Below are 22,158 nucleotides of genomic sequence, written 5' to 3' on the forward strand. Positions count from 1 at the left end.
CACACTGAGTTCACCGAGGAAGGCGATCCGCACCGACAGTCGGAGCCCTCGCCGCCAGGTGCCGCCCGGAATGTCTCCGGGCGGGTCCAAGCAACTGAGTGAGGTGAGCAAAATGACCATCGAATCCCCCGCGACCGTCTGCAACAAGCTGCAGTTCCAAAGCTTCAACGTGCAACTGTTCGAAGAGCCGGCGCACGAGGCGACCAGCATCCTGACCCCTGGCAGCCGCTACAAGGTCGTCATCAAGGTCGAGCTGAGCGCCAAGCTCAAGCGCATCCTGTGCGGCAAGTGGTGCGTCTCGGTGATCGCCGAGCGCATCGGTGCCGGCGCCGACAAGGAAAAGCATGTCGTCGTGCCGATGAACAACTGCGACGACGCCGCCGACACCATCGTCGTGGAGCTCACCGAGGACTGGCTCGACAAGGATGGCGAAGGACCCTGCGGCAACATCTACTCGCTCTACGTGGCGGTGGTGGCGCTGGACAACTGCCACAGCAAGCCGGTCGGTCTGGCCGGTTTCGCCCGCCTGGGTGATGTCTTCACCTTTTCCTGATCGGTGACGGTGAACGCGGCGGCCGGCGCGACAGGCGCCGTCCGCCGACGTCCTGACCTCCAACCAGCCGGAGAGCCGTCATGACCATCGATATCCAGCTGAGCTGGCTGTTCGCCCTGTGCGTCCTGGCCACCTGGCGACTCACCCATCTGCTCGCCCGTGAAGACGGTCCTGGCGACCTCGTCGTGCGGCTCAGGGCCTCGCTCGGCCATTCCTGGCTGGGCGCCATGATGGACTGCTTCTTCTGTCTGAGCTTGTGGGTCGCCATCCCACTGACCTGGAGTTTCGACGTGACTTTGCCTGAGAGCCTGCTGCTCTGGCTGGCCATGTCTGGTGCTGCCTGTCTGCTCGAACGCATCAGCTCGTCGCCGGGCCGGCAGCAGCCTAGCCCCTGAAACCGGAGAACGACATGAGCAATTGCTGCGGCGCCAAGCGCGCCTCCCTCGCCATCGGATCGGGCACGGAGCCCGTCCCTCGACCGGTGGCCGGTTCAGACATCCGCATGCGTCTGGACCGGCCGCTGGACCTCACCTTGCGCGGTGAGACAACCGGCCGCGACTACCACTTCACACCGCATGTGCCGACCCTGCTGGTGGCAGCCACTGACGTCGAATCGCTGTTGCGCTATGGCGGCGTAGCGCGCGAAGCCTGAGCTTCGCCCACCTTCAAGCCCGTAACGCCTGCCGCAACCAGGCGTCGAGCTGCGGCGCGGTCATCGCGCCGCTCTGGCGCGCCACCTCGCGCCCGCCGACGAACAGCGCCAGCGTCGGGATCGAGCGGATGCCCAGCTTGGCCGAGGTCTGCGGGTTCTCGTCGCTGTCGAGCTTGGCGAACAGGACCTGGCCCTGCCAGGTCCGCGCCGACTGGGCGAAGTGCGGTGCCATCGAGCGGCAAGGGCCGCACCAGGGCGCCCAGATGTCGATCAGCACCGGCAGTTCGGTGCGGCCGAGCACGGCGTCGATGCGGGCGTCGGTCAGCACCACCGGCTCGGCGGGCAGCAGCTCTTGGCTGCAACGGCCGCAGGTGGGTGCCTCGGCGCGGCGTTCGGGCGGGACGCGGTTGGTGGCGCCGCATTGGGCGCAGGCGATGTGCATGGTTCACTCCATCAGTCATGGCTGATATGGGGCAGGACCGGCCAGGCTTCAAGGCCCCGGTGGAACCGGAAGATCCGCCACGGCCCGGCTCCTAGAATTTGCCGATGCCCGCCCTCCGTCCCGACACCGACCACCCCGCGCTCGCCGCGGCCCTCCCGCCGACGCTTGGCGGCGCCGCGCGGGCACGCCGGGCCTGGCGTCTGGCGGTGGTCACGCTGCTGGGCTTCGCCTCCGGCCTGCCGCTGGCGCTGACCGGGCAGGCGCTGCAGGCCTGGCTGAGCCTGGACGGCATCGACGTCGCCACCATCGGCTTCCTCAGCCTGGTCGGCCTGCCCTACACCTTCAAGTTCCTGTGGGCGCCGCTGATGGACCGCTTCGAGGTCCCCGGCCTGGGCCGTCGACGCGGCTGGCTGGTGCTGACGCAGCTGTTGCTGGCGCTGGCCCTGCTGGCGCTGTCGGCGACATCGCCCCAGGGTGCCTTGCAGGTCTTCGCGCTGCTGGCGGTCACGGTGGCCTTCCTGTCGGCCTCGCAGGACGTCGTCATCGACGCCTACCGCACGGACCTGCTGCCGGTGGCCGAACGCGGCCTGGGCTCGTCGCTGTCGGTGCTGGGCTACCGGCTGGCGATGATCCTGTCGGGCGGCGTTGCGATGATCTGGACCGATCCGGCCAACATCGCCGCCGCCGCGGCCGCTGGTGGACCGAGCTGGAGCTGGCCGGCGGTCTACCGCCTGATGGCCGCGATCATGGTCGGTGCGGCGCTGCTGTCGGCGCTCGTGCTGCCGCGCTTGCCAGCGCTGGACGCACCCCGCAGCGAGGCCCGGCACGACCTGGTCGGCTTCCTGGCCGTGGTGCTGGCCGTCGCGCTGGGCTATGTCGTGACGCAGCAGGCCGTCGTGCCGGCGCTGCAGGCGCTGCTCGGGCCGCTGTTCGAGGGCTCGTCGCTGGCGCCCACCCTGCGCCAGCGCTGGATCGACCTGGTCGCCCTGCTGGTCGGCATCGGCTTCACGCTGCCGCTGGCGGCCTGGGCGGCGCGCCGGGCACGCTTCGAGACCCTGCTGGGCGGCCTGGGCAACTACTTCAGCCAGCCCGGCGCCTGGGCCTTCCTCGGCTTCATCGTGCTCTACAAGCTGGGCGATGCCTTTGCCGGCTCGCTGATGACGCCCTTCCTGCTCAAGGCCATGGCCTATGGCTCGGCCGAGGTCGGCGTGGTCAACAAGGTGCTGGGCCTGTGGCTGACGATCGCCGGCGCGCTGCTGGGCGGCGCGCTGATGTTGCGGCTCGGGCTGTGGCGCTCGCTGATGCTGTTCGGCGTGCTGCAGATGGCCAGCAACGTCGGCTTCTGGTGGCTGGCGGTGGCCGGCAAGGGCAGCCTGCCCGGTCTGACCGTGCCGGCCTTCGACTGGGGCTTTTTGTCGCTCGCCCAGGCCACGCCGGTCGACGGCGCGCTGCTGCTGGTGATCGCTGGCGAGAACCTGTCGGGCGGCATGGGCACGGCCGCCTTCGTCGCCTTCCTGATGAGCCTGACCAGCCAGCGCTTCACGGCCACCCAGTACGCCATGCTCAGCGCCTTCGCGGCGGTCGGCCGGGTCTGGGTCGGACCGCTGGCGGGTGTGCTGGCCGAGTCGATCGGCTGGCCCAGCTTCTTCATCCTGTCCACGTTCGCGGCGCTGCCCGCGTTGTGGCTGTTGTGGACGATGCGCGCCATCGTCCGGGCGCTGGAGATCGATCCCGCCACGCCCTTGACGGACGACTGAGGCGCCCTGATCTGAACTGACCTGGCGTGCAGCCCCCCGGGCGTCACGCCCCAACCCGAAAGCCCCGAGCACCATGAGCCGAGACTTCGTCACCCCCGCCGAGATCCACACCCCGATCGAGCTGCATCGCGGCGGCTGCGCCTGCCCGTGGCACGCGCCCACCTCGCGCCGACAGTTCACCGGCCTGTTCACCGGCCTGGTCGCGGGCGGCACGGCGCTGTCTGGCCTGCCAGCCTGGGCACGCGAAGGCGTGGAGGTCGGCGGAACGTCCAAGTTCGCCAAGCTGGTGCCTGCCGCACAGGTCGAACAGGCGGCCCAGCAAAACTACCTGCAGCTGCAGCAGGAGGCGACCAGCAAGGGCGCGCTGGCTGCCGACAACCACCCGCAGGTGATCCGCCTGCGTGCCATCGCCGAACAGCTCAAGCCGCACACCTACGAGTGGAACGACCGCGCCCGCACCTGGAAGTGGGAGGTCAGCCTGATCGTCAGCGACCAGATCAACGCCTTCTGCATGCCCGGCGGCAAGATCGCCTTCTACACCGGCATCCTGCAGAAGCTGCAGCTCAACGACGACGAGGTCGCGATGATCATGGGCCACGAAATGGCCCACGCGCTGCGTGAACATGCCCGCGAGCGCATGGGCAAGTCCACCGCCACGCAGGGGCTCATCGGCCTCGGTTCGGCGCTGCTGGGCCTGGGCGACCTGGGCAGAACCGTGGCCGACGTGGGCGGCCAGTTGCTGACGCTGCGCTTTGGCCGTCAGGACGAGTCCGAGGCCGATCTGGTCGGCATGGAACTCGCCGCGCGTGGCGGCTACAACCCGCGCGCCGGTGTCACGCTCTGGCAGAAGATGGGTCAGGCCAGCAAGGGCGCGCCGCCGCAGTTCCTGTCGACCCACCCGGCCAGCGACACCCGCATCCAGGAGATCGAGGCCAACCTGAACAAGGTCACCGGCCTCTACGAACGCGCGCCGCGTCCGACCCGCCGTTACGCGCCGCCGCCGGCCTGATCGAGGTGTCCGGCCAGCACGTTGACGACGTTGACCCCCATCTGCGCCGCCGCGTAGCCACCCTCCAGCGTGTAGACCGTGGGCAGGCCGAGGGCGCCCAGGGCCGCGCCGATGCGCAGGTAGTCGTCGCTGCGCAGCCGGAAGCGCGAGATCGGGTCGCCTTCCCAGGTGTCGACGCCCAGCGGCACGACCAGCGCGTCGGCAGCGAAGGCGCGCACCGCCGCCAGCGCCGTCTGCAGCGCATCTGACCAGGTCTCGAAGCCGGTGCCCGCCGGCAAGGGCAGGTTGAGGTTGCAGCCCAGACCCGCACCGGTGCCACGTTCATCGGCATGGCCGAGGTAGAACGGGTATTCGGTGCGCGGGTCGCCGTGCAGCGAGACCGTCAGCACGTCGGACCGGGCCTCGAAGATCGTCTGCGTGCCGTTGCCGTGGTGGTAGTCGATGTCGAGCACCGCCACCCGCGCGGCGCCCGCGTCACGCAGCGTCTGCGCGGCCAGCGCAGCGTTGTTGAGAAAGCAGTAGCCGCCGAAGAAGTCGGGCCCGGCATGGTGGCCGGGCGGCCGTGTCAGCGCCAGTGCGGCCCGGACCTGGCCGGCGGCGACCGCGCGGGCGGCGTCCATCGCGCAGGCGGCACCGGCCCGGGCGGCAGACCAACTGCCAGCGGTGATGGGCGTACCGGCATCGAAGCCGTACAGGCCCACACGGGCCGAGAAATTCAGCGGCGACACGTCGCGTCGCAGCCCGTGGTTGGGCCAGACCGAGGGCAGGATGTCGAGCGCCGCGTTGGCCGCATCCAGCGCCAGCCATTCGTCCCAGGCACCGGCCAGAAAGGCCAGATAGGCCGCGTCATGGATGCGCGCCAGCCGGGCATCGTCGGCAGCCTCGTGGCCCGGCAGCGGCGTGCGCATCGGGCCGACCGGGCGGCGCGCGAGTTCGGCCATGACCTGCTCGAAACGCTCGGGCGTCTCGTGGCAGGGCACCAGGCGGCCGCGGAACATCTCGTGGCGACCGGCGTGGCTGGCCTGCAGGGGGTTGTGGACGATCAGCATGGCGGGGCTCGTGGAAGGTGACGTGGTGGCCCGCGAAGGCTAACGCCGGAACCTACACTGCGCGCCCTTCCGGCCTTCAAGCCTTCCCGCCTTGCTGCCTTCAAGCTGGCCACCACGCCCAGCCGCCCGCCAACCGTCGCCATGAGCATCGCCGAGATCCGCGCCGCCATCGAGCAGGAGCTGGCCGCGACGCCCGAGTTCCACGACTTCCGCGTCGAAGCCTCGCAGCGCGAGGGCACGCTCTGGCGCGTCACGCTGCAGTCGGGCATGGCCTGGTCGGGCGGCAAGCCGGCGCCGCAGCTGATGCTTGACGACAGCTTCGACGGCGCCAGCGTCTGGTGGGGCGGCCCGCCCAAGGGCCAGGCGGCCGTGCTCGCGGTCGTGCCGGAGGACGACCAGCTCATCCTGTCGGACGCCACCGCGCCGCCGCCCGCGCTGGACGGCCTGATCCGCGTCTACCCGCCTCGTTTCCTGCAAGCGCTGGCCCAGGCCTGGGCCGATGACGGCTGGGCCGCCCGCGCCTGGGCGACACGCGCCGAACTGGCGACACCGCGTCGCCTCCCGGGCGCCGCGCTGGCACGCGACACCTACGGCTGGTTGCGTCCGGCCCAGCGCCGCGCCTTCGGCCTGGTCGAACACGCCACGAGCTTCCTGTGGGGCCCGCCCGGCAGCGGCAAGACGACCACGCTGGGCGTGTTGCTGGCCGAGCTGCTGCAGCAGCGTCCCGAGGCCCGCGTGCTGCTGCTGTCGACCACCCACACCGCCGTCGACCAGGCCGTGATCGCGCTGGACAAGGCGCTGGCGCAGAAGCGCCGCGAGGCCCTGCGCGCCCGCGTGCGACGGCTGGGCACACGCTTCTCGGCGGCGGCCTACGAAGGCCGCGAGCACCTGCTGGCGCTGCGCGATCCGGCCCTGGTCGCGCAACTCGCCAAGGCCGAGGCCGCCCGGCCACGCCGCCACGACCTCGCCGCACTGGAGGCCTGGCAAGACCGCGTCGACGGCCTGCGCCGGCAGCTGCGCAGCGCCTCGCTGGCGGAACTGCGCAGCGCCCGGCTGGTGGCGATGACGACCAGCCGGGCCACCTACACGCTGAAGACCTTGCGCGAGCTGAGCGACGACGACGGTCCACCCTTCGACCTGGTCGTGTTCGACGAGGCGAGTCAGGTCAGCCTGGCCCAGGCGCTGGCGCTCGCCCCGCTGGGTCGCTCGCGCCTCTACGCCGGTGACCCGCAGCAGCTCGCGCCGGTGCGGCGGGCCGAGGCCCGCGAGGCCAAGGTCTGGCTGGGCCGATCGGCCTTCGGCGAGATGCCGCGTGCGCGCGTGGCGCTCGACGACCCGCAAGGCCCGGTCGCCTTGCTGGACGAGCAATCGCGCATGGCCGCGCCGATCGGCGAGCTGGTCAGCGCCTTGTTCTACGACGGCCTCTTGCGGGTCGCCGACGACGCCCGCGAGGCCCCGGCGTGGCAGGCTCGCCGTGCGCGCAGCCTCGATGGCATCGGACCGGACGAGCACCTGCGCATCGAGCCGGTGAATGCCAGCGGCGGCTGGTCGGCCACGCATCGCGGGCCGGTGCGACACATGTCGGCGCAGGCGATGGCCGAGCGTGTCGGCCGGGCGCTGGCCGCTGGCGAGGCCGCGCCGCACGAGATCGTCGTGCTGACACCGTTCCGGGCCCAGCGCGCGGTCATCCGTCAGGCCCTGCAGGCTCATGAACTGAGCCACCTGACGGCGCAGGTGCGCGTCAGCACGGTCCACAAGGCCCAGGGCAGCGAGGCCCCCTTCGTGCTGTTCGACCCGGTCGACGGTCGCCAGCCCTTCCTGCAGACCGAGGACGCGCGCCGGCTGGTCAACGTGGCGATGAGCCGCGCACAGGCCAAGCTGATCGTCTACCTGGCCGACAGCGATGCCCAAGCCAACCCGGTGCTCGGCCAGATCGTGCAACGCCTGCGCCTGGCCGACGATGCACGAGCGGTGCAGCCCATCGAGGCGCTGGCAGGCGACAGCGGCTTCCCCCGCTCGACGGTGGGCCAACGCGTGCGCATCGGCCGCCACATCGGCGAGGTCGCCCGCATCAGCCCGGACGGCACCGAGCTGTGGCTGCACGACGAGGCCAGCGGCGCGGCGCGCTGTTTCGATGTGGGGTTTCTGAGGCGCAAGGCTGCGGGTGGTGTGGCGGGTGACCTTGACGTACAAAGTGCGACGCTGCCGCGCGTTCGATGAGTAGGCCGCAAATCACAAATGGCGCACCCGCACGCCGCGCACAATGCGCTGACGACCCGGTCATTGAATGAGCGTCGGGCCGATCAACCGCACCTTTCATCCTGAACAACATGGCCCTCTCCCTGTCAGTCGAGCAACCCGGGCTCCCGGGCATGTGCCCCATTGCAGATGCGGTGGAGAAGCTGGCGCATGGCTCGGATCACAGCGAGCGCGGCGCTATCTTCACCCGCCGCGAAGTGGTGGACTTCATGCTGGACTTGGCGGGGTACACCTCTGATCGACCATTGCACCAAATGCGCCTCCTAGAGCCTTCGTTTGGAGGCGGCGAGTTCCTTTTGGCTGCTGCGGCGAGGTTGCTGGTAGCAGCCAAGTCGGTTGACGGTGTCAGCGACTTGGCAGACTGCATACGAGGCGTTGAGCTGCACGGCATCACCTACGCGGCGACACGCGCGAAGGTGGTTGGCTTGCTGGAAGAATCAGGGCTCTCTGCAATTGAATCCCGCCGAATCGCCGAGGCATGGCTCTTACACGGCGACTTTCTGCTTTCGGAACTTCCTGGAAAGTTCGACTTCGTCGTAGGCAACCCACCTTACGTGCGCCAAGAACTGATCCCGGCCCCGTTGTTGAACGAATATCGACGGCGCTACGCATCGATGTATGACCGGGCGGACCTCTATGTGCCCTTCATGGAACGATCGCTAGACCTGTTGGTGGACGGTGGGCAGTTCACGTTCATCTGCGCGGACAGGTGGACGAAGAACAAGTACGGTGGACCACTACGTGGGAAGGTAACCCAATCGTTTCACCTCAAGGTCTATGTCGACATGGTGGACACGCCCGCATTCAACTCCGACGTAATTGCCTATCCCGCCATCACCCTGATTGAACGAGCGAATCCTGGACCAACCCTGGTTGCCAAACAACCGGGTCTGGTGCCGACGGATCTGGCGCAGCTCGCCCGCATCCTTCGATCAGGGAAGCCGAGCGCTGAACGGGGTGTCGCGGTCGTTGAACAAGCGGGCATCGGTTCGGCGCCGTGGGTGTTGAGTTCTTCAGACAAGCGTAGTCTCCTGAGGCGCCTGGAAGCCAGGTTCCCCACCCTCGAAGAAGCAGGATGCAAAGTGGGAATTGGCGTCGCGACAGGAGCCGATAAGGCGTTCATTGCGCCAATTGCAGAACTGGACGTTGAGCCGTCTCGCAAGCTGCCGCTCGCCACGACAAAGGACATTGTTAGTGGTCACGTTTATTGGCTCGGACTGGGTGTTATCAATCCGTTCGAGGACGACGGCAAGCTGGCAGACCTTACAAAATATCCAAAGCTTCGCGCGCATCTCGACCGACACCGTGCCGCCATCGCAGGCCGACACGTGGCACAAAAGGCTCCGGCCAACTGGTATCGGACCATCGACCGAATTACGCCTTCTCTGGCCGATCGCCCGAAGTTGCTCATTCCTGACATCAAGGGATCAGCGCACGTGGTGTTCGAGGAAGGCAAGCTGTATCCACACCACAACCTCTATTTCGTCGTCTCTGAAGAATGGAACTTGCGCGCCCTGCAAGCCGTGTTGTTATCCAGCGTGGCGAGACAGTTCGTAGCTGCGTATTCCACGACTATGCGGGGAGGCTTCCTTCGTTTCCAGGCACAGTACCTTCGACGTATCCGTCTACCCAACTGGTCGACTGTGCCCGAAGAAATGCGTGTTCGACTCGTTCAGGCGGCCATGTCATTAAACCTTGAAGAGTGCAATCAAGCGGCATGCGAACTCTATGGCTTGACTGAAGACGAGGCCAATACACTGATCGGGTGAGAATTTGCAACCACGGGAGAACGTGATCCATGGCATTAAACCTCTGCGACTTCGAGAAGAAGGCACAAGCTGCGGTACAGACTTTTTGGCATGCACGCGAAGACGCAAAACGCAAGCAGAAGGAGTCAGGAAAGTCCGACCAAGGTGAGCGATCGGGAGTCACGGGAGGCAAGAATTTGGACGGCTTTGTTGAGTTGGTCATTGATCTGGTCAAAGCAAACGGCCTTCCGAACGCAGAGATTCATCAGCAGCGTGCTGTGCTGACGCTGCCGGGATACTTTCGGCCAACCAAGCTTTGGGACTTACTGATTATCGACAGGCGTCGACTCGTGGCTGCCTTAGAGTTCAAGAGTCACGTCGGGCCATCGTTCGGGAACAACTTCAACAATCGAGCCGAGGAAGCAATCGGCACATCACACGATCTGTGGACGGCATATCGTGAAGGTGCATTTGGCCAACAAGAGCGGCCCTTCGTGGGCTGGTTGATGGTGGTCGAAGACACCCCGAAATCCAGAGTCTCGGTGCGCGAGTCGTCGCCACACTTCCCCGTGTTCCAAGAGTTCGCGGGCTCGTCATATCTCCAGCGATACGACTTGCTGTGCCAACGACTGGCGAAAGAACAGCTTTACTCTTCGGCCGCTGTCATTGCCACACCTCGATCAGCGGCAGTGGACGGGACCTATTCGGAGTTGTCGCCGATGACAGGCTTGCGATCGTTCGTGGCGTCATTTGCTGGGCACATTGCTTCAGAAGCGGCACGCAGCTAAGCCAGCGCCCCCGCCATCAGCCGCTGCACCAGCGGGTGATGCAGCCCGCGCCGCGAGCGGATCGCGTGGATGTCTTCGCGCACGTCGGGGCACTCGCCGAGGTGGCGCAGGCCGCGCATCAGGGCGAGGTCCTCGGCGCCGAGGCGGCTGACCGGGAAGACGCCCAGGCCGCGGGCGGCGAAGACCGCCATCAGGGCGCTGTCCTCGAACTCGCCGGCCACACGCGGGCGCAGGCCGTGCTGGTCGAACCAGCGGTCGATGGCCAGACGCAGCGCCGAATGGCCGGTGGGCAGCAGCACCGGCAGGTCGGCCAGACAGTCGGGGAAGCGATCGACCGCCGACTTGCGCACCAGCGCCGCCGGTCCGTACCAGTCGACCGGCGCGCTCAACAACCGGTCGCTGCTCAGGCGCAGATTCGGGTTGTGCGGTGCCGCCTGGCCGGCCAACACCAGGTCGAGCTGGTGCATGGCCAGTTCGGCCAGCAGCTGCTCGACCTCGCCCTCATGGCAGACCAGCCGCAGCGAGGGCGTGTCCAGCAGCGGCGCCAGCAGGGCGTGTGCGGCCAGCTTGCTGATGCCGTCGGACAGGCCCACCGCCAGCCGGACGGCCGGCCCGCTGGCGGCCTGGCGGACGTCGTCGTGCAGGGTCTGGCCAAGCCGGAAGATCTCCTCGGCCCGCGCCAGCGCCGCCTGACCCGCCTCGGTCAGCACCAGGCTGCGACCGGAGGACTTGATGAGCTGATGGCCCAGCGACAGCTCCAGCGCCTTGACCTGCGCGCTGACGGTCTGCACCGCCATGTCCAGCCGCTCGGCCGCACGGGCAAAGCCGCCTTCCTTGGCGACAACCCAGAAGTAGTGCAGGTGGCGGTAGTTGAGCGGGTTCATGGGGTCACGGCTGGAAGAGCGGGCATCAGGCGATCAGGCGATCAGGCCGATTCTGGCAAGCCCGCCGCCCGGGGTCGCGTGGCCGCCGCATCGAACATGGCCCGATGCAGGCCCCACTGCGCCACCGCCGCATTCAGCAGCAAGGCCTCGCCGTCGCTCACCCAGGCGTCGCACTCGATCACGTCGCGGCACAGGTCGAGCACGATGCGGCGCAGCGCCGGGTCGTCGATGTCGTCCATCAGGCGGGCGACGGTCAGGTCGTCGACGGTCAGCAACTCGTCGCCGAGGCCGACGCTCAGGTCGTCGCACAGGTGCTCCAGCACGCGGTAGAAGTCGGGCAGGCTCAGGTGCAGGCGCCGTTCCAGATCCACCGATTCCATGACCTCGATCTCCGGACGGGTCAGTTCGCCGTCGGCCAGCATGGCCAGGCAGACGATGCGAGCGGCAGCTTCGGGGCTGTTGCGGGGGTAGGGGCGCATGGCTTGTCTCCTCGGAGCGTTGCGGGAGCCGCCAAGTTAGCGGCACGCCGCTGCGCCATCCAGCAGGCTGGACCGCAGCTCGACTGCGTTTGCTTCGAGGTTCGTAAAAACCGCAGTTGGCCATCGATTGCCGCTGGTTTTCCAGTCGACACATCGGCCCCACAGTCGCCCCCCATCAACGACTCCTGGATCCGCCATGGACTTCCTGCCCGCCTTCCTGATGGCCGACCTGCTCGGCAAACCTGCCTGGCTCTGGCTCGCCTTTGCCGGCATCGTGATCACCTTGCTCGCCTTCGACCTGGGCGTGCTGCACAAGGACGACGATCACGAGATCGGCGTGCGCGAAAGCCTGCTGCTGTCGGCCGGCTACATCAGCGTGGCGCTGCTGTTCGGCGCTGGCGTGTGGTGGCTGCTGGGCGCGCAAAGTGGCATCGAGTACCTGACCGGCTTCATGATCGAGAAGTCGCTGTCGATGGACAACGTGTTCGTGATCGCGCTGATCTTCGGCTTCTTCGCGATCCCGCGTCAGTACCAGCACCGCGTGCTGTTCTGGGGCATCCTGGGCGTGATCGTGCTGCGCGCGATCATGATCGGCCTGGGTGCCACGCTGGTGCGTGAGTTCAGCTGGATCCTCTATGTCTTCGGCGCCTTCCTGGTCGTCACCGGCATCAAGATGTGGTGGATGGCCGACCACCAGCCCGACATCGCCAACAACCCGCTGCTGCGTTTCCTGCGTCGTCACCTGCGCGTCACCGACGGCCTGCGTGGCAAGGCCTTTGTCGTGACCGAGCCGGATCCCGCCACCGGCCGTCCGGTGCGCTGGGCCACGCCGCTGCTGCTGGCGCTGATCATCATCGAGTTCGTTGACCTGGTCTTCGCGGTCGACTCGGTGCCGGCGATCTTCGCCATCACGACCGACCCGTTCATCGTCTACACCAGCAACATCTTCGCGATCCTGGGCCTGCGGGCGTTGTACTTCGCGCTGGCCGCGATGATCCATCGCTTCACCTACCTGAAGTACGCCCTTGCGCTGGTGCTGGTCTTCATCGGCTCGAAGATCTTCCTGGTCGGCTTCATCGGCAAGATCCCGGCGCCGATCTCGCTGGGCGTGACCTTCGGCCTGATCGCCGGTGGCGTGCTGGTGTCGCTGTGGAAGACACGCGGCCAGACCGAGCCGCAAGCTCAGCCGCAGCCGCAAAACTGAGCCTTCAGCGGGACCATCGGGCTAGAGTCGCACCCATGTGCAACCTCTACCAGATGGTCCCCAAGGAGGACATCGAACGCCACTTCCGCGCCCTCGTCGGCGACGGCTACCGGGCCGGTGCGGTCGGGCCGTTCGGGCAGGGCGCGTTCTTGCGCGTGCGAGACGGCCGCCTGGCGCTGACCGAGGCGCAGTGGGGCCTCATCGCACCGAAGGCCACGACCCGGCGACCGGCCTCGCGCGCGGTGCTGACCAACAACGCACGGGCCGAATCCGTCGCCGAGAAGTGGACCTACCGCGAGGCCTGGCGACGCGCTCAGCGCTGCCTGATCCCCGCCAGTTGGTACCAGGAGCCGAACTGGGAGACGGGCCGCAACATCTGGTGGCAGCTGCGTCGGGCCGATGACGCGCCCTGGGCACTGGCCGGCCTGTGGTCCGAGTGGACCGATCCGGCCAGCGGCGAGATCGTCGCCAGCTACACGATGCTGACCTGCAACTGCGACGGCCACCCGCTGCTGGGGCGGCTGCACAAGCCCGATCCGGCCCTGCCGCCGGACGCGCAGGACAAGCGTGCCGTGGTCAGCCTGGAGCCGCACGAGTGGGACGCCTGGCTGCACGGCGACGAGGCCGCCGCGCGCACGCTGATCCGGCCGTCGCCGGTCGCGGTCTTCGACACGGCGGTGACGCGCGCGACGGATGCGGCGCTGCGGGATGCAGGCATGGCGGGCACGTCGGGCATGGGTGGGCAAGCCTCGCTGTTGTGAGGCAGCCCGGCGCGGCATGATCAGGGCCATGAACCCGTTCGACCTCGCCAGCACCCTGATCGCCACGCGCCGCAACACCTCGCCCAAGCGCCTGCACGAGCCGGGTCCGGATGCAGCCCAGCTGCAGCGGCTGCTGTCGCTGGCCGCCGATGCGCCCGACCATGCCGAGCTGACGCCGTGGCGCTTCGTGATCGTGCCAACGGCGCAGCGCCACCGCCTGGGCGAGGCCTATGCGCAGGCCCTGCTCGCGCGCGATCCGCAGGCCCTGACCCACCAGATCGACGATGCCCGCGAGAAGGCCTTGCGGGCGCCGCTGCTGCTGCTGGCGATCGTGCGGCTCGGGCCGATCGAGCGCGACGGCGCGGTGCGCGAGATCCCGGCGGCCGAGCGGTTGGTGTCGCTCGGCGCGGCGATCCAGAACCTGCTGCTGGGGGCCCATGCCATGGGCTACGGCAGCGGCCTGACCAGCGGTCAAGCCATGGACGCGGCACCGTTGCGCCGGCTGTTCGGCTTGCAGGACGACGAGCAGGCGGTCTGCTGCATCAACCTGGGCACCGCCAGGACCGCCCGACCCCGCGCCCGACCGCGCCCCTTGCCCGAGAGCTTCGTCAGCGTGCTCGGTGAGGCCGGTGCATCGGCCTGGGCGCCCGTCGACACGGCGCCATAGGCCCAGCCGGACGACGACCGGCGCGATCGCCGGCCCGGCTAACGCGGGTCAGGCCCGCTCGGCGCTGCCGCCGTGCCGGACAGCGCGGCCAGGCAGTCCAGGCAAAGACAGCCGGTGTACTGGCTGCGCAGGCTCGCCAGCGTGGCGGCGTCGAGGCTGACGCGTGTGCAGGCGCAGGGACCGGGGTCGTTCATGCCGCAACGGAAGGGACCGCCGCAGCGCGGGCAGCGGTCGGGCAGGGCGGCGGGGTCGGTGGCCAGGCGGTGTTCGGGCATGCAGCAGTGTCGGGGATCCGTCAGGGAACCGGGCTAGGCGCGGTCAGGCCGGTGTCATCTGTGAGCAGGTGTTGCACCCAGCTTGGGTTCAGATGGATTTCAATCCCATTTTTCCAGTTCTGCACGGGGGATTTTCGGGATCCGGGCCGAAAACTTCGGGGGTTGTAACCCGATACCCCCGCAGCATTTGCTTACCGGTGGCGGGTGACAGGGCCCCAAGATCCGCTCCGTGTCGCCGCCGGGCCTGTCCGCCTTGTCGACCCAGCGCCGATCGACCGAGGTGCAGTGAGCGCCAGGTTCAGTCGATCAGCGGTGGGCGGTGGGGCCGACAGCGTCCCGGACGCACGCGACCACGGCGGTGCCGGTTCCGGCCTTCTCACCCCGCCGATCTCCCCACGGACATCCCCGCGGATACCGCCACTTTCACGGCCGATCCCGACCGATTTGCCAAGCGGTCACGCGCGGGCCTGCGCAGGCCCGGCCGGCCGCGCTAATCTCGACCCTTTCACATCCGGCATGTGCCAGGGAGCGAGACGATGTCCGCCACGCAGGTTTCGATCGTGCTGACCTTCACCCACGAGGATCAGGCCTGGATCCGCCGCAACGACGTGCGGGTGCCGCGCTTCTGGGACGGTCACGCCACCCAGCCGCTGTGCGGCGACGTGCTGCGCATCGGCGGGCGCCAGTTCGAGATCACCGCCCGGGTCTGGGAGAACAACGCCCAGGGGCCGGTGCTTCGGCTCTACCTCAGTTCCGGCCACGCCGACAGCGACACCAACTTCCAGAGCCTGGCCTGAGGAACGGTGTGATGGACGCCCGGCCGCAGCCCTTGTGGCGGCCGCTGCTGCTGGGCCTGGCCCTGGCGCTGCTGGTGTCGGCCCTGCTGCTGTTGCGCGACCGCGCGGTCCAGCGCGAAGCCTTCGAGACCCAGGCCCGCATCGCCCACCGGCTGCTGAGCCAGCAGGCGGTGCAGCACGAGGCCATCCTCGGCACCCTGGTGCTGCTGCAGGCCGACCACGACGCGGCCGCCGGGCAAGGCCTGTCGACGCTGTTCGCCCAGATCCTGTCGGTCGACCGGCGTGGGCCCGGCGAGGCCTGGCCCGATCCGGCCTGGGCCGAGGCCGAGGACCGCGCCACCCGCAGCGGCCATGCCGAGGCGGTCACGCCCGACACCGACGCGTTCAGCAACGCCGGCCGGCTGCGCCTCGTCCAGCCCGGCAAGCCCGCCAGCTATGCGCTGCAGATCGACCTCGCGCGCATGGTGCCGCGCGCCGAATGGCCCGAGCGGGTCGGCGACAGCCCCGACGCGCCGCCGCTGCGCATGGCGCTGCAGGTTGACGGCGGGCCGTCCTGGGCCCTGCCGTTGCCGGCCGGCACCCACGTCGACAGCCTGCCCAGCGGCGGCTGGTCCTTCGAATTCCGCAAGCACCTGGCCGCCGCCAGCCAGCCCTTCGACCTGGTCGTGCGCTGGCACAGCGGCTGGTCCGGCTGGCCCTGGTGGGGCCTGCTGGCGAGCTGGGTGCTGAGCCTGGGCAGCGTGTTCGGCCTGTGGCGGCTGCGGCGCGACTGGCAGGCCCAGGCCGAGCGCCAGCGCCGCGCCGAGGCGCAGTTGCGCTTTGGCCAGGTCGCCCGCCTGAACGCGCTCGGCGAGCTCGCCGCCGGCATCGCCCATGAGCTGAACCAGCCGCTGACCGCCGTGCTGGCCAGCACCCAGGCGGCAGGACGGCTGCTGGCCGAGGACCCGCCCGAGCTGGACGACGCCCGCAGCGCCATGCAGCGGGCCGTGCGCCAGGCCCGCCGCGCCAGCGAGGTGCTGCAGCGCCTGCGCGCGCTGGTCCGTCCCGGCAGCGACGTGCCAGCGGCCGATGAGGCGGCCGCCGTCGCGCTCGCCCCTGCCGTGCGCCACGCGCTGGACCTGCTGGCGGGCGACCTCGACCGGCTGGCCGTGCAACCCGCGCTGGACCTGCCGGAGCCGCTGGCGGTGCAGGCCGACGCCGTCACGCTCGAACAGATCCTGCACAACCTGCTGAGCAACGCGCTGCAGGCGCTGACGCAGGTGCCGCCGGCCGAACGCCGGCTGGTCATCTCGGCCCATGCACGCGGGCCGGACGCCATCGAGCTGCGTGTCACCGACCATGGCCTGGGCGTGCCCGAGGCGCAGCGCGCGCAGCTCTTCGAGCCCTTCTTCACCACCCGCGACGGTGGTCTCGGCCTGGGCTTGAGCCTGTGCGAGACGCTCGCCGCCAGCGCCGGAGGCAGCCTGCACTTCGAACCGGCCGAACCGCGCGGCGCGGTCTTCGTGCTGCGCCTGCCGGCCAGCGTGACCGCGCCACAGCCGCGATCAACGACGCCATGAACGCCACCTCGGGCACCGCGCCGAACACCACCCCGCTGATCCACTTGGTCGACGACGACGAGGCGGTGCGCGACAGCCTCGCGCTGCTGATCGGCACGGTCGGGCTGCGCGTGCGGACCTGGGCCGATCCGCTCGTGTTCATCGGCCAGTTCGACCGCGACGCCATCGGCGCCATCGTGCTGGACGTGCGCATGCCCGGCCTGGGCGGTCTGGCGCTGCTGGACCGGCTGCGCGCCGAGGGCGTCGACCAGCCGGTGGTCATGCTGACCGGCCACGGCACCGTCGAGCTGTGCCGGCGCGCCTTCAAGTCCGGCGCGGCCGAATTCCTGGAGAAACCGGTCGACGACGAGCTGCTGATCGAGACCCTGCAGCAGGCCGTGCGCAGCCACGTGCAGACCCGCCAGCGCCACCAGGCCGACCGGCAGGCGCGTGAGCGCTACGCCCAGCTGAGCGAGCGCGAGCGCGAGGTGCTCGGCCTGATCGTCGCCGGTCTGACCAACAAGGAAGCCGGCCGCGCGCTGAGCCTCTCGCCCCGCACCGTCGAGACCCACCGCGCCAACCTGTTCGCCAAGCTCGGCGCCGAATCGCTCGCCACGCTGATCCGCCAATACGCCGCGCTGGTCGACGAACAAGGCTGAACCCACCTGCGGCCACGTCGCTCGGTCGGACGCCATCGACGCGCCATCGACGCACCTGCGACGTGCTTGCGTACTTCTACGGACCCCCGCACGTAGGCCGCCGAATAGCGCCCACGCCGGCCGGTTCCTACCCTTCACGCCATGGCCTCACCCCGAGCGCCAGCCCACCGAACCCGAAGGAAACCGCCCCATGTCGACCCGCTCCTTGACCGCCCGCACCCTGATCGCCGCCGTCCTCGCCACCAGCGGCGCCACGCTGCTCGCTTTCGCCGCACCGACCGCCGAAGCTCGCAACAGCGGCGGCGTGCGCGTCGAACGCAACATGAGCCTGGCGCTCGCCAACGAGCTGGCCAGCACGACCGTCGCCAGCTGTCAGGCGGCCGGCTTTGCCGTCACCGCCACCGTGGTCGACCGTGCCGGCGGCGTGCGCGCCGTCCAGCGCGCCGACCAAGCCGGTCCGCACACGCTGGAGGCCAGCCGGCTCAAGGCCTACACCTCTGCCTCGGCCAAGAACACCACGCTGGCCATGATGCAGACCGCGCAGCAGAACCCGGCCGCCGCCAACTTGGTCCACATCCCCGGCTACCTGCTGCTGGGCGGTGGCGTGCCGGTGAAGTCGGGCGACGAGGTCATCGGCGCCATCGGCGTCGGCGGTGCGCCGGGCGGTCACCTGGACGAGCAGTGCGCCAAGGCCGCGCTCGATCAGCTGGCGGGTGAACTCAAGTGAAGCCGGTCCGCGACACCCTGCGGCTGGCCGGCCTTGGCCTGCTGGTCGCCCTGAGCGCGCCGATCGCCTCGGCCCAGGTCGCGCCGGACGCGGCCACCGTCGCCGGCTACGCCCGCCAGAGCGCCTTGCGCCTGCACGACGCCGCTGGCCGGGGCGACCTGGCGGCGCTCGACGCGCTCTTGTCCGGCCCGGACGCCGCCACGCTGCTCAAGGCCCGCGACGGCCACGGCCGCAACGCCCTGCATGTGGCCGCCCACGCCGGCCAGCGCGGCGCGATCGAACGTCTGGCGCGCGCCGGCATCGGACTTGATGCGCTGGAGAACGACCGCTACGACGCCGTCACCATTGCCGCCGTGGCCGATGACGAGGCCACGCTGCGCACCCTGCTGGCCCTGGGCGCGAGCGCCAGCCAGGTCACCAGCCGCTACGACGGCACCGCGCTGATCGCGGCGGCCCACCTCGGCCACGACGGCGTCGTGCGCCAGCTCATCGCCGCGAAGGCGCCGCTGGACCATGTCAACAACCTGCACTGGACCGCGCTGATCGAGGCCGTCGTGCTGGGCCAGGGCGGGCCCCGCCACCAGGCCACCGTCCGCGCCCTGCTCGATGCGGGCGCCCGCCGCGACCTGACCGACCGCGAAGGCCGCACGCCGCTGCAGCTGGCACAGGCGCGGGGGTATCGCGAGATCGAGGCGATGTTGGCGAGGCCGTGAGCTGCGGGCGACCTCGCCGGTCGGCGTCACGGCGTGACGGCGTGACGGCGTGACGGCGTGACGGCGTCACGGCATGACGGCATCAGCCGCCCAGCCCCCGCCGGCTCAGGAAGCGCCGGTGTGTCCCCGTCACCGGATCGTCGAACGCCACCTCGCGCGCCAGCAGTTGCAGCGGGCGGGTGAAGTCGGGCGTCGTCTCCATCGGCTGCAGGACCGGGTAGATGCGGTCGCCGACGATGGGCATGCCCAGGGCGCTCAGGTGGGCGCGCAGCTGGTGCTTGCGGCCGGTCAGCGGGTGCAGCCGGTAGTGCGCATGGCCTTCGGGATGCCCGTGTGCATCGGCCATCGCGGTCGACGGCAGTCGGCCGATCAGCTCGATGCGGGTCTGCGCATTGGGCTCGCCGGGGACCTCATGCATCTGCATGAAGGCATCGCCCTCGCGTTCCTCTAAGCGGCTTTCATGCAGGCGTGGCAAGGCCAGGTCGGCGCGCCAGGGGGCGATGGCCTCGTAGACCTTGTGGACAGCGCGTTCGCGCAGCAGGCGCTGGTAGGCATCGCGTTCATCGGGCCGGACGGTGAAGACGACCACGCCAGCGGTCTCGCGGTCCAGGCGGTGCATCGGCGCCAGCGTGGCGATGCCGAGCTGGCGCTTCAGGCGCGTCAGCAGGGTCTCGTGCAGGTGGCGGCCCTTGGGCGTCATGGGCAGGAAATGCGGCTTGTCGGCCACGACCAGGTGCTCGTCGACGTGCAGCAGGTCGGCCTCGAAGGGCACGACCGGCTCGGGCGCATCGAGGGTGCGCCAGTACCAGAGGATGCGGTGGGCCGCGCAGGGCTCGTGGGGGCTGACCGCGCGGCCGTCGGCGGCCAGCACCTCGCCCCGGGCGATGCGTGCGAGCCAGCCAGCCACATCCAGCGCCGGCAGGCGTCGCGGCAGGAAGTCGATCAGCGTGGCCCAAGGGCCCGGCGCCAGCGCGACGCGGCTGGCGCCGATGCCGTCGCGGTCGGGCGGGGTCCAGGCCGGACGCGGGCGGCTCAAGTCGGCATCTGGCCGTCGAGCCGCTCGGCCCGCGCGAGGCGCCAGGCCTCGTCGGGGCGCGAGGGGTCATAGACCTGCGCGGGCTTGCGGCCGGTCTCGGCCAGCGTGGCGTCCAGCGCGATGCGCCGGTCGAAGACGTAGCACTCGCCGATCCAGGCGTGTTGATCGGCCTTGCCGGTCGATGCGGTCGGGTCGGCCCGCTCGGCCCTCTCAGCCCGATCAGCCAGATAGCCCAGGATGCCGCCCTGCAGCTGCCGGACCTCCAGCCCGAGGCTGCGCATCCACGGCGCGGTGCGGTCGCAGCGGATGCCGCCGGTGCAGTACATCGCCACCGTCTGGCCGGCGGCCCGCCAGGTGTCGGCATGGGCCAGTACATGGGCCGCGAAGTCGCGGAAATGGTCGACGGCGGGGTCGACCGCGCCACGAAACCGGCCGAGCCGGAACTCGAAGTGGTTGCGGTTGTCCAGCAGCACGACGTCGGGCCGGGCGATCAACGCGTCCCAGTCGGCCGGGGCGACATGGCTGTCGTCGTGTTCGTCGATGACGTCGGCCACCTCGGGCAGGTCGATGGCCACCAGCTCGGCCTTGTGCGCGACCTTGTAGCGGCCAAACGGCAGGGTGTGGCAGGCGCTGCGCTTGAAGACCAGGCCGTGCAAGGGCGCGAAGGCGGCGTCCTTCGACAGCGCGGCCTCGTAGGCCTCGACCGCCGCCCGCGTGCCGGCAACGACCGCGTTGATGCCTTCTGCCGCCACGATCACGCTGCCGCCGAAGGCCTGCGGCGCGCCCAGGCGTACGCCGAGTTGCCGCAAGGCATCGGCCATCGCGGCCGGATCGGGCACCGCGGCGTAGCGGTAGAAGGCGCTGTGGACGAGGGTGTCGGGCGAGGCGTTCATCGCGGCGTTCATCGCGTCATTCATGGCGTCGGTCAACGCTTGAGGATCACCAGCCCCTTGAGGTACTCGCCCTCGGGGAAGCACAGCGTGGTCGGGTGATCGGGCGCGGCTTCCAGGCGCTGCAGCAGGTAGCCGTCGACCTCGGCGTCCATGGCCGCGCCAGCGACGATCTTGTGGAACAGATCCGCGCCGATGCCGCCCGAACAGCTGAAGGTCAGCAGCAGGCCACCGGGCGACAGCAGCTTGAGCGCCAGCCGGTTGATGTCCTTGTAGGCCCGGCTGGCGCGTTCGGCGTGTGACGCCGTGGGCGCGAACTTGGGCGGGTCCAGCACGATGGCGTCGAAGCTGCGGCCGTCCTGCAGCATCTGCCGGAGCGTGCCGTTGACATCGGCATCGAGGGACACATGGCGCGCAGGGTCATGCCCGTTGAGCGCCACATGCGCCGTGGCCCGGGCCAGCGAGGGACCGGAGGAATCGACGCTGACCACCTCGCTCGCGCCGCCGTTCAGGGCCGCGACCGAAAAGCCGCCGGTGTAGCTGTAGCAGTTCAGCACCCGCTGGCTGCCGAACTGGCGCACCAGCCGGGCGAACAGGGCGCGGTTCTCGCGCTGGTCGAGGTAGTAGCCGGTCTTGTGGCCCTCGGCGACGTCGACCGTCAGGCGCAGCCCGTGTTCGTGCAGCGTGACCGCCGTGTCACCACCGCCGCGCAGCCAGCCGGTGACGGCGGGCAGGCCTTCAAGGCTGCGCACGCTGGCGTCGGAGCGTTCATAGAGCCGGGTGCAGCCGGTGGCCGCCAGCAGGGCGTCGGCGATGACGGCTTTCCAGCGTTCGACCCCGGCGCTGAGGAACTGCACGCTCAGGATGTCGTCGTAGCGGTCGACCACCAGACCGGGCAGGCCGTCGGCCTCGCCGTGCAGCAGGCGCACGCCGTTGCTGGCGATGGCCAGGCGCTCGCGCATCGCGACGGCGGCGGTGATGCGGCGGGCGAAGAAGGCGGCGTCGATGCGCTCGGCCTCGTCCCAGCTCCAGGCGCGCACCCGGATCATCGATTCGGGGCTGTAGCTGGCCCAGGCCAGGAAGCGGCCGTCGGCGGCCTCGACCCGCACGGTCTCGCCGCTGTCGGCCCGGCCGCTGGCGATGCTGCCCTGGAAGACCCACGGGTGGCGGCGCTGCAGCGAGCGCTCGCGGCCGTCTCGCAATCGGATGGTTTTCATGGCTCGGGATTGTCGCCGCCCGCCCGAGGCCTTCCAGCGGCCTGAACTCTCGTG

Annotated in this window: 24 protein-coding genes; 16 read left to right on the forward strand and 8 right to left on the reverse strand. The window is 69.7% G+C overall.

Features of this window, described 5'->3' with window-relative positions; translation table 11 throughout:
* The first annotated feature begins 112 nt into the window (after positions 1 to 112).
* The 3 genes from EV685_RS15060 to EV685_RS15070 all read left to right on the forward strand — a co-directional run bounded on the left by EV685_RS15060 (position 113) and on the right by EV685_RS15070 (position 1,205).
* A complete protein-coding gene (locus tag EV685_RS15060; protein WP_130482842.1) occupies positions 113 to 553 on the forward strand; it encodes a hypothetical protein in 441 nt (146 codons plus the stop codon).
* 80 nt (positions 554 to 633) lie between these two features.
* Complete coding sequence (locus EV685_RS15065; protein WP_130482843.1) at positions 634 to 948, forward strand: DUF1360 domain-containing protein; 315 nt, start codon at positions 634 to 636, stop codon at positions 946 to 948.
* 14 nt (positions 949 to 962) lie between these two features.
* On the forward strand, positions 963 to 1,205 hold the full coding sequence (locus EV685_RS15070) for a hypothetical protein (protein ID WP_130482844.1): 243 nt from the start codon (positions 963 to 965) through the stop codon (positions 1,203 to 1,205).
* Between the two features lie 13 nt (positions 1,206 to 1,218).
* Here the strand turns inward: EV685_RS15070 and trxC are convergent, their stop codons facing one another.
* Positions 1,219 to 1,647: a thioredoxin TrxC gene (trxC, locus tag EV685_RS15075; protein ID WP_130482845.1), complete on the reverse strand. Its 429-nt coding sequence runs from the start codon at positions 1,645 to 1,647 to the stop codon at positions 1,219 to 1,221.
* A 104-nt stretch (positions 1,648 to 1,751) separates the two neighbouring features.
* On the opposite strand from trxC, the gene EV685_RS15080 reads away from it, so the two are divergent.
* Positions 1,752 to 3,404 carry an AmpG family muropeptide MFS transporter gene (locus tag EV685_RS15080; protein ID WP_130482846.1) on the forward strand — a complete coding sequence of 551 codons (1,653 nt, stop codon included), beginning with the start codon at positions 1,752 to 1,754 and terminating at the stop codon, positions 3,402 to 3,404.
* A 73-nt stretch (positions 3,405 to 3,477) separates the two neighbouring features.
* Positions 3,478 to 4,413, forward strand: coding sequence for a M48 family metallopeptidase (locus EV685_RS15085; protein ID WP_130482847.1), 936 nt, complete (start codon positions 3,478 to 3,480; stop codon positions 4,411 to 4,413).
* On the opposite strand, the gene EV685_RS15090 is transcribed toward EV685_RS15085, so the two are convergent.
* Complete coding sequence (locus tag EV685_RS15090) at positions 4,392 to 5,462, reverse strand: histone deacetylase family protein (protein WP_130482848.1); 1,071 nt, start codon at positions 5,460 to 5,462, stop codon at positions 4,392 to 4,394. The genes EV685_RS15085 and EV685_RS15090 overlap by 22 nt on opposite strands.
* A gap of 141 nt (positions 5,463 to 5,603) precedes the next feature.
* On the opposite strand from EV685_RS15090, the gene EV685_RS15095 reads away from it, so the two are divergent.
* The 3 genes from EV685_RS15095 (at position 5,604) to EV685_RS15105 (ending at position 10,257) form a co-directional block, all read left to right on the forward strand.
* Positions 5,604 to 7,682 (forward strand): DEAD/DEAH box helicase, encoded by a 2,079-nt coding sequence (locus EV685_RS15095; protein ID WP_130482849.1) that lies wholly within the window; start codon positions 5,604 to 5,606, stop codon positions 7,680 to 7,682.
* A 110-nt stretch (positions 7,683 to 7,792) separates the two neighbouring features.
* Positions 7,793 to 9,490, forward strand: coding sequence for an Eco57I restriction-modification methylase domain-containing protein (locus EV685_RS15100; protein ID WP_130482850.1), 1,698 nt, complete (start codon positions 7,793 to 7,795; stop codon positions 9,488 to 9,490).
* A gap of 29 nt (positions 9,491 to 9,519) precedes the next feature.
* On the forward strand, positions 9,520 to 10,257 hold the full coding sequence (locus EV685_RS15105) for a PaeR7I family type II restriction endonuclease (protein WP_130482851.1): 738 nt from the start codon (positions 9,520 to 9,522) through the stop codon (positions 10,255 to 10,257).
* Here the strand turns inward: EV685_RS15105 and EV685_RS15110 are convergent.
* Both EV685_RS15110 and EV685_RS15115 read right to left on the reverse strand, forming a co-directional pair.
* Positions 10,254 to 11,141 (reverse strand): LysR family transcriptional regulator, encoded by an 888-nt coding sequence (locus tag EV685_RS15110; RefSeq protein WP_130482852.1) that lies wholly within the window; start codon positions 11,139 to 11,141, stop codon positions 10,254 to 10,256. The genes EV685_RS15105 and EV685_RS15110 overlap by 4 nt on opposite strands.
* 41 nt (positions 11,142 to 11,182) lie before the next feature.
* Positions 11,183 to 11,620, reverse strand: a complete 438-nt coding sequence (locus EV685_RS15115; RefSeq protein ID WP_130482853.1) for a TerB family tellurite resistance protein — start codon at positions 11,618 to 11,620, stop codon at positions 11,183 to 11,185.
* A gap of 196 nt (positions 11,621 to 11,816) precedes the next feature.
* Here EV685_RS15115 and EV685_RS15120 point away from each other — a divergent pair, with 196 nt between their 5' ends.
* From EV685_RS15120 to EV685_RS15130, 3 genes are read left to right on the forward strand one after another with little or no spacing between them, the layout of a single operon-like run.
* Positions 11,817 to 12,824, forward strand: coding sequence for a TerC family protein (locus EV685_RS15120; protein ID WP_130482854.1), 1,008 nt, complete (start codon positions 11,817 to 11,819; stop codon positions 12,822 to 12,824).
* A 35-nt stretch (positions 12,825 to 12,859) separates the two neighbouring features.
* Complete coding sequence (locus EV685_RS15125) at positions 12,860 to 13,585, forward strand: SOS response-associated peptidase (protein WP_130482855.1); 726 nt, start codon at positions 12,860 to 12,862, stop codon at positions 13,583 to 13,585.
* Between the two features lie 28 nt (positions 13,586 to 13,613).
* Complete coding sequence (locus tag EV685_RS15130) at positions 13,614 to 14,252, forward strand: nitroreductase family protein (RefSeq protein ID WP_130482856.1); 639 nt, start codon at positions 13,614 to 13,616, stop codon at positions 14,250 to 14,252.
* Between the two features lie 38 nt (positions 14,253 to 14,290).
* On the opposite strand, the gene EV685_RS15135 is transcribed toward EV685_RS15130, so the two are convergent.
* Entirely contained in the window at positions 14,291 to 14,527 is a 237-nt protein-coding gene (locus EV685_RS15135; protein WP_130482857.1) for a cysteine-rich CWC family protein, read from the reverse strand.
* Positions 14,528 to 15,063: 536 nt separating this feature from the next.
* Between EV685_RS15135 and EV685_RS15140 the strand changes: the two genes are divergently transcribed.
* The 5 genes from EV685_RS15140 (at position 15,064) to EV685_RS15160 (ending at position 18,961) form a co-directional block, all read left to right on the forward strand.
* The gene (locus tag EV685_RS15140) at positions 15,064 to 15,324 is read left to right on the forward strand and encodes a hypothetical protein (protein WP_130482858.1); all 261 of its coding nucleotides are present in this window, start codon (positions 15,064 to 15,066) and stop codon (positions 15,322 to 15,324) included.
* An 11-nt stretch (positions 15,325 to 15,335) separates the two neighbouring features.
* On the forward strand, positions 15,336 to 16,883 hold the full coding sequence (locus EV685_RS15145; RefSeq protein WP_130482859.1) for a sensor histidine kinase: 1,548 nt from the start codon (positions 15,336 to 15,338) through the stop codon (positions 16,881 to 16,883).
* On the forward strand, positions 16,880 to 17,521 hold the full coding sequence (locus EV685_RS15150) for a response regulator transcription factor (protein ID WP_130482860.1): 642 nt from the start codon (positions 16,880 to 16,882) through the stop codon (positions 17,519 to 17,521). Before EV685_RS15145 ends, EV685_RS15150 begins: the two co-directional genes overlap by 4 nt.
* A gap of 190 nt (positions 17,522 to 17,711) precedes the next feature.
* A complete protein-coding gene (locus tag EV685_RS15155; RefSeq protein WP_130482861.1) occupies positions 17,712 to 18,248 on the forward strand; it encodes a GlcG/HbpS family heme-binding protein in 537 nt (178 codons plus the stop codon).
* Positions 18,245 to 18,961 carry an ankyrin repeat domain-containing protein gene (locus EV685_RS15160; RefSeq protein WP_242615604.1) on the forward strand — a complete coding sequence of 239 codons (717 nt, stop codon included), beginning with the start codon at positions 18,245 to 18,247 and terminating at the stop codon, positions 18,959 to 18,961. The genes EV685_RS15155 and EV685_RS15160 overlap by 4 nt, the downstream gene beginning before the upstream one ends.
* Positions 18,962 to 19,043: 82 nt before the next feature.
* Here EV685_RS15160 and EV685_RS15165 read toward each other — a convergent pair whose 3' ends face one another.
* The 3 genes from EV685_RS15165 to EV685_RS15175 are packed head-to-tail and all read right to left on the reverse strand — an operon-like array spanning position 19,044 to position 22,104.
* Positions 19,044 to 19,997, reverse strand: coding sequence for a pseudouridine synthase (locus tag EV685_RS15165; protein WP_130482862.1), 954 nt, complete (start codon positions 19,995 to 19,997; stop codon positions 19,044 to 19,046).
* A complete protein-coding gene (gene trhO / locus EV685_RS15170) occupies positions 19,994 to 20,914 on the reverse strand; it encodes an oxygen-dependent tRNA uridine(34) hydroxylase TrhO (RefSeq protein WP_242615605.1) in 921 nt (306 codons plus the stop codon). The genes EV685_RS15165 and trhO overlap by 4 nt, the downstream gene beginning before the upstream one ends.
* An 8-nt stretch (positions 20,915 to 20,922) precedes the next feature.
* Positions 20,923 to 22,104 (reverse strand): class I SAM-dependent rRNA methyltransferase, encoded by a 1,182-nt coding sequence (locus tag EV685_RS15175; protein WP_130482863.1) that lies wholly within the window; start codon positions 22,102 to 22,104, stop codon positions 20,923 to 20,925.
* Between the last annotated feature and the right edge of the window lie 54 nt (positions 22,105 to 22,158).

Origin of the sequence: Sphaerotilus mobilis (assembly GCF_004216565.1) — a bacterium.
Classification (GTDB): domain Bacteria; phylum Pseudomonadota; class Gammaproteobacteria; order Burkholderiales; family Burkholderiaceae_C; genus Sphaerotilus; species Sphaerotilus mobilis.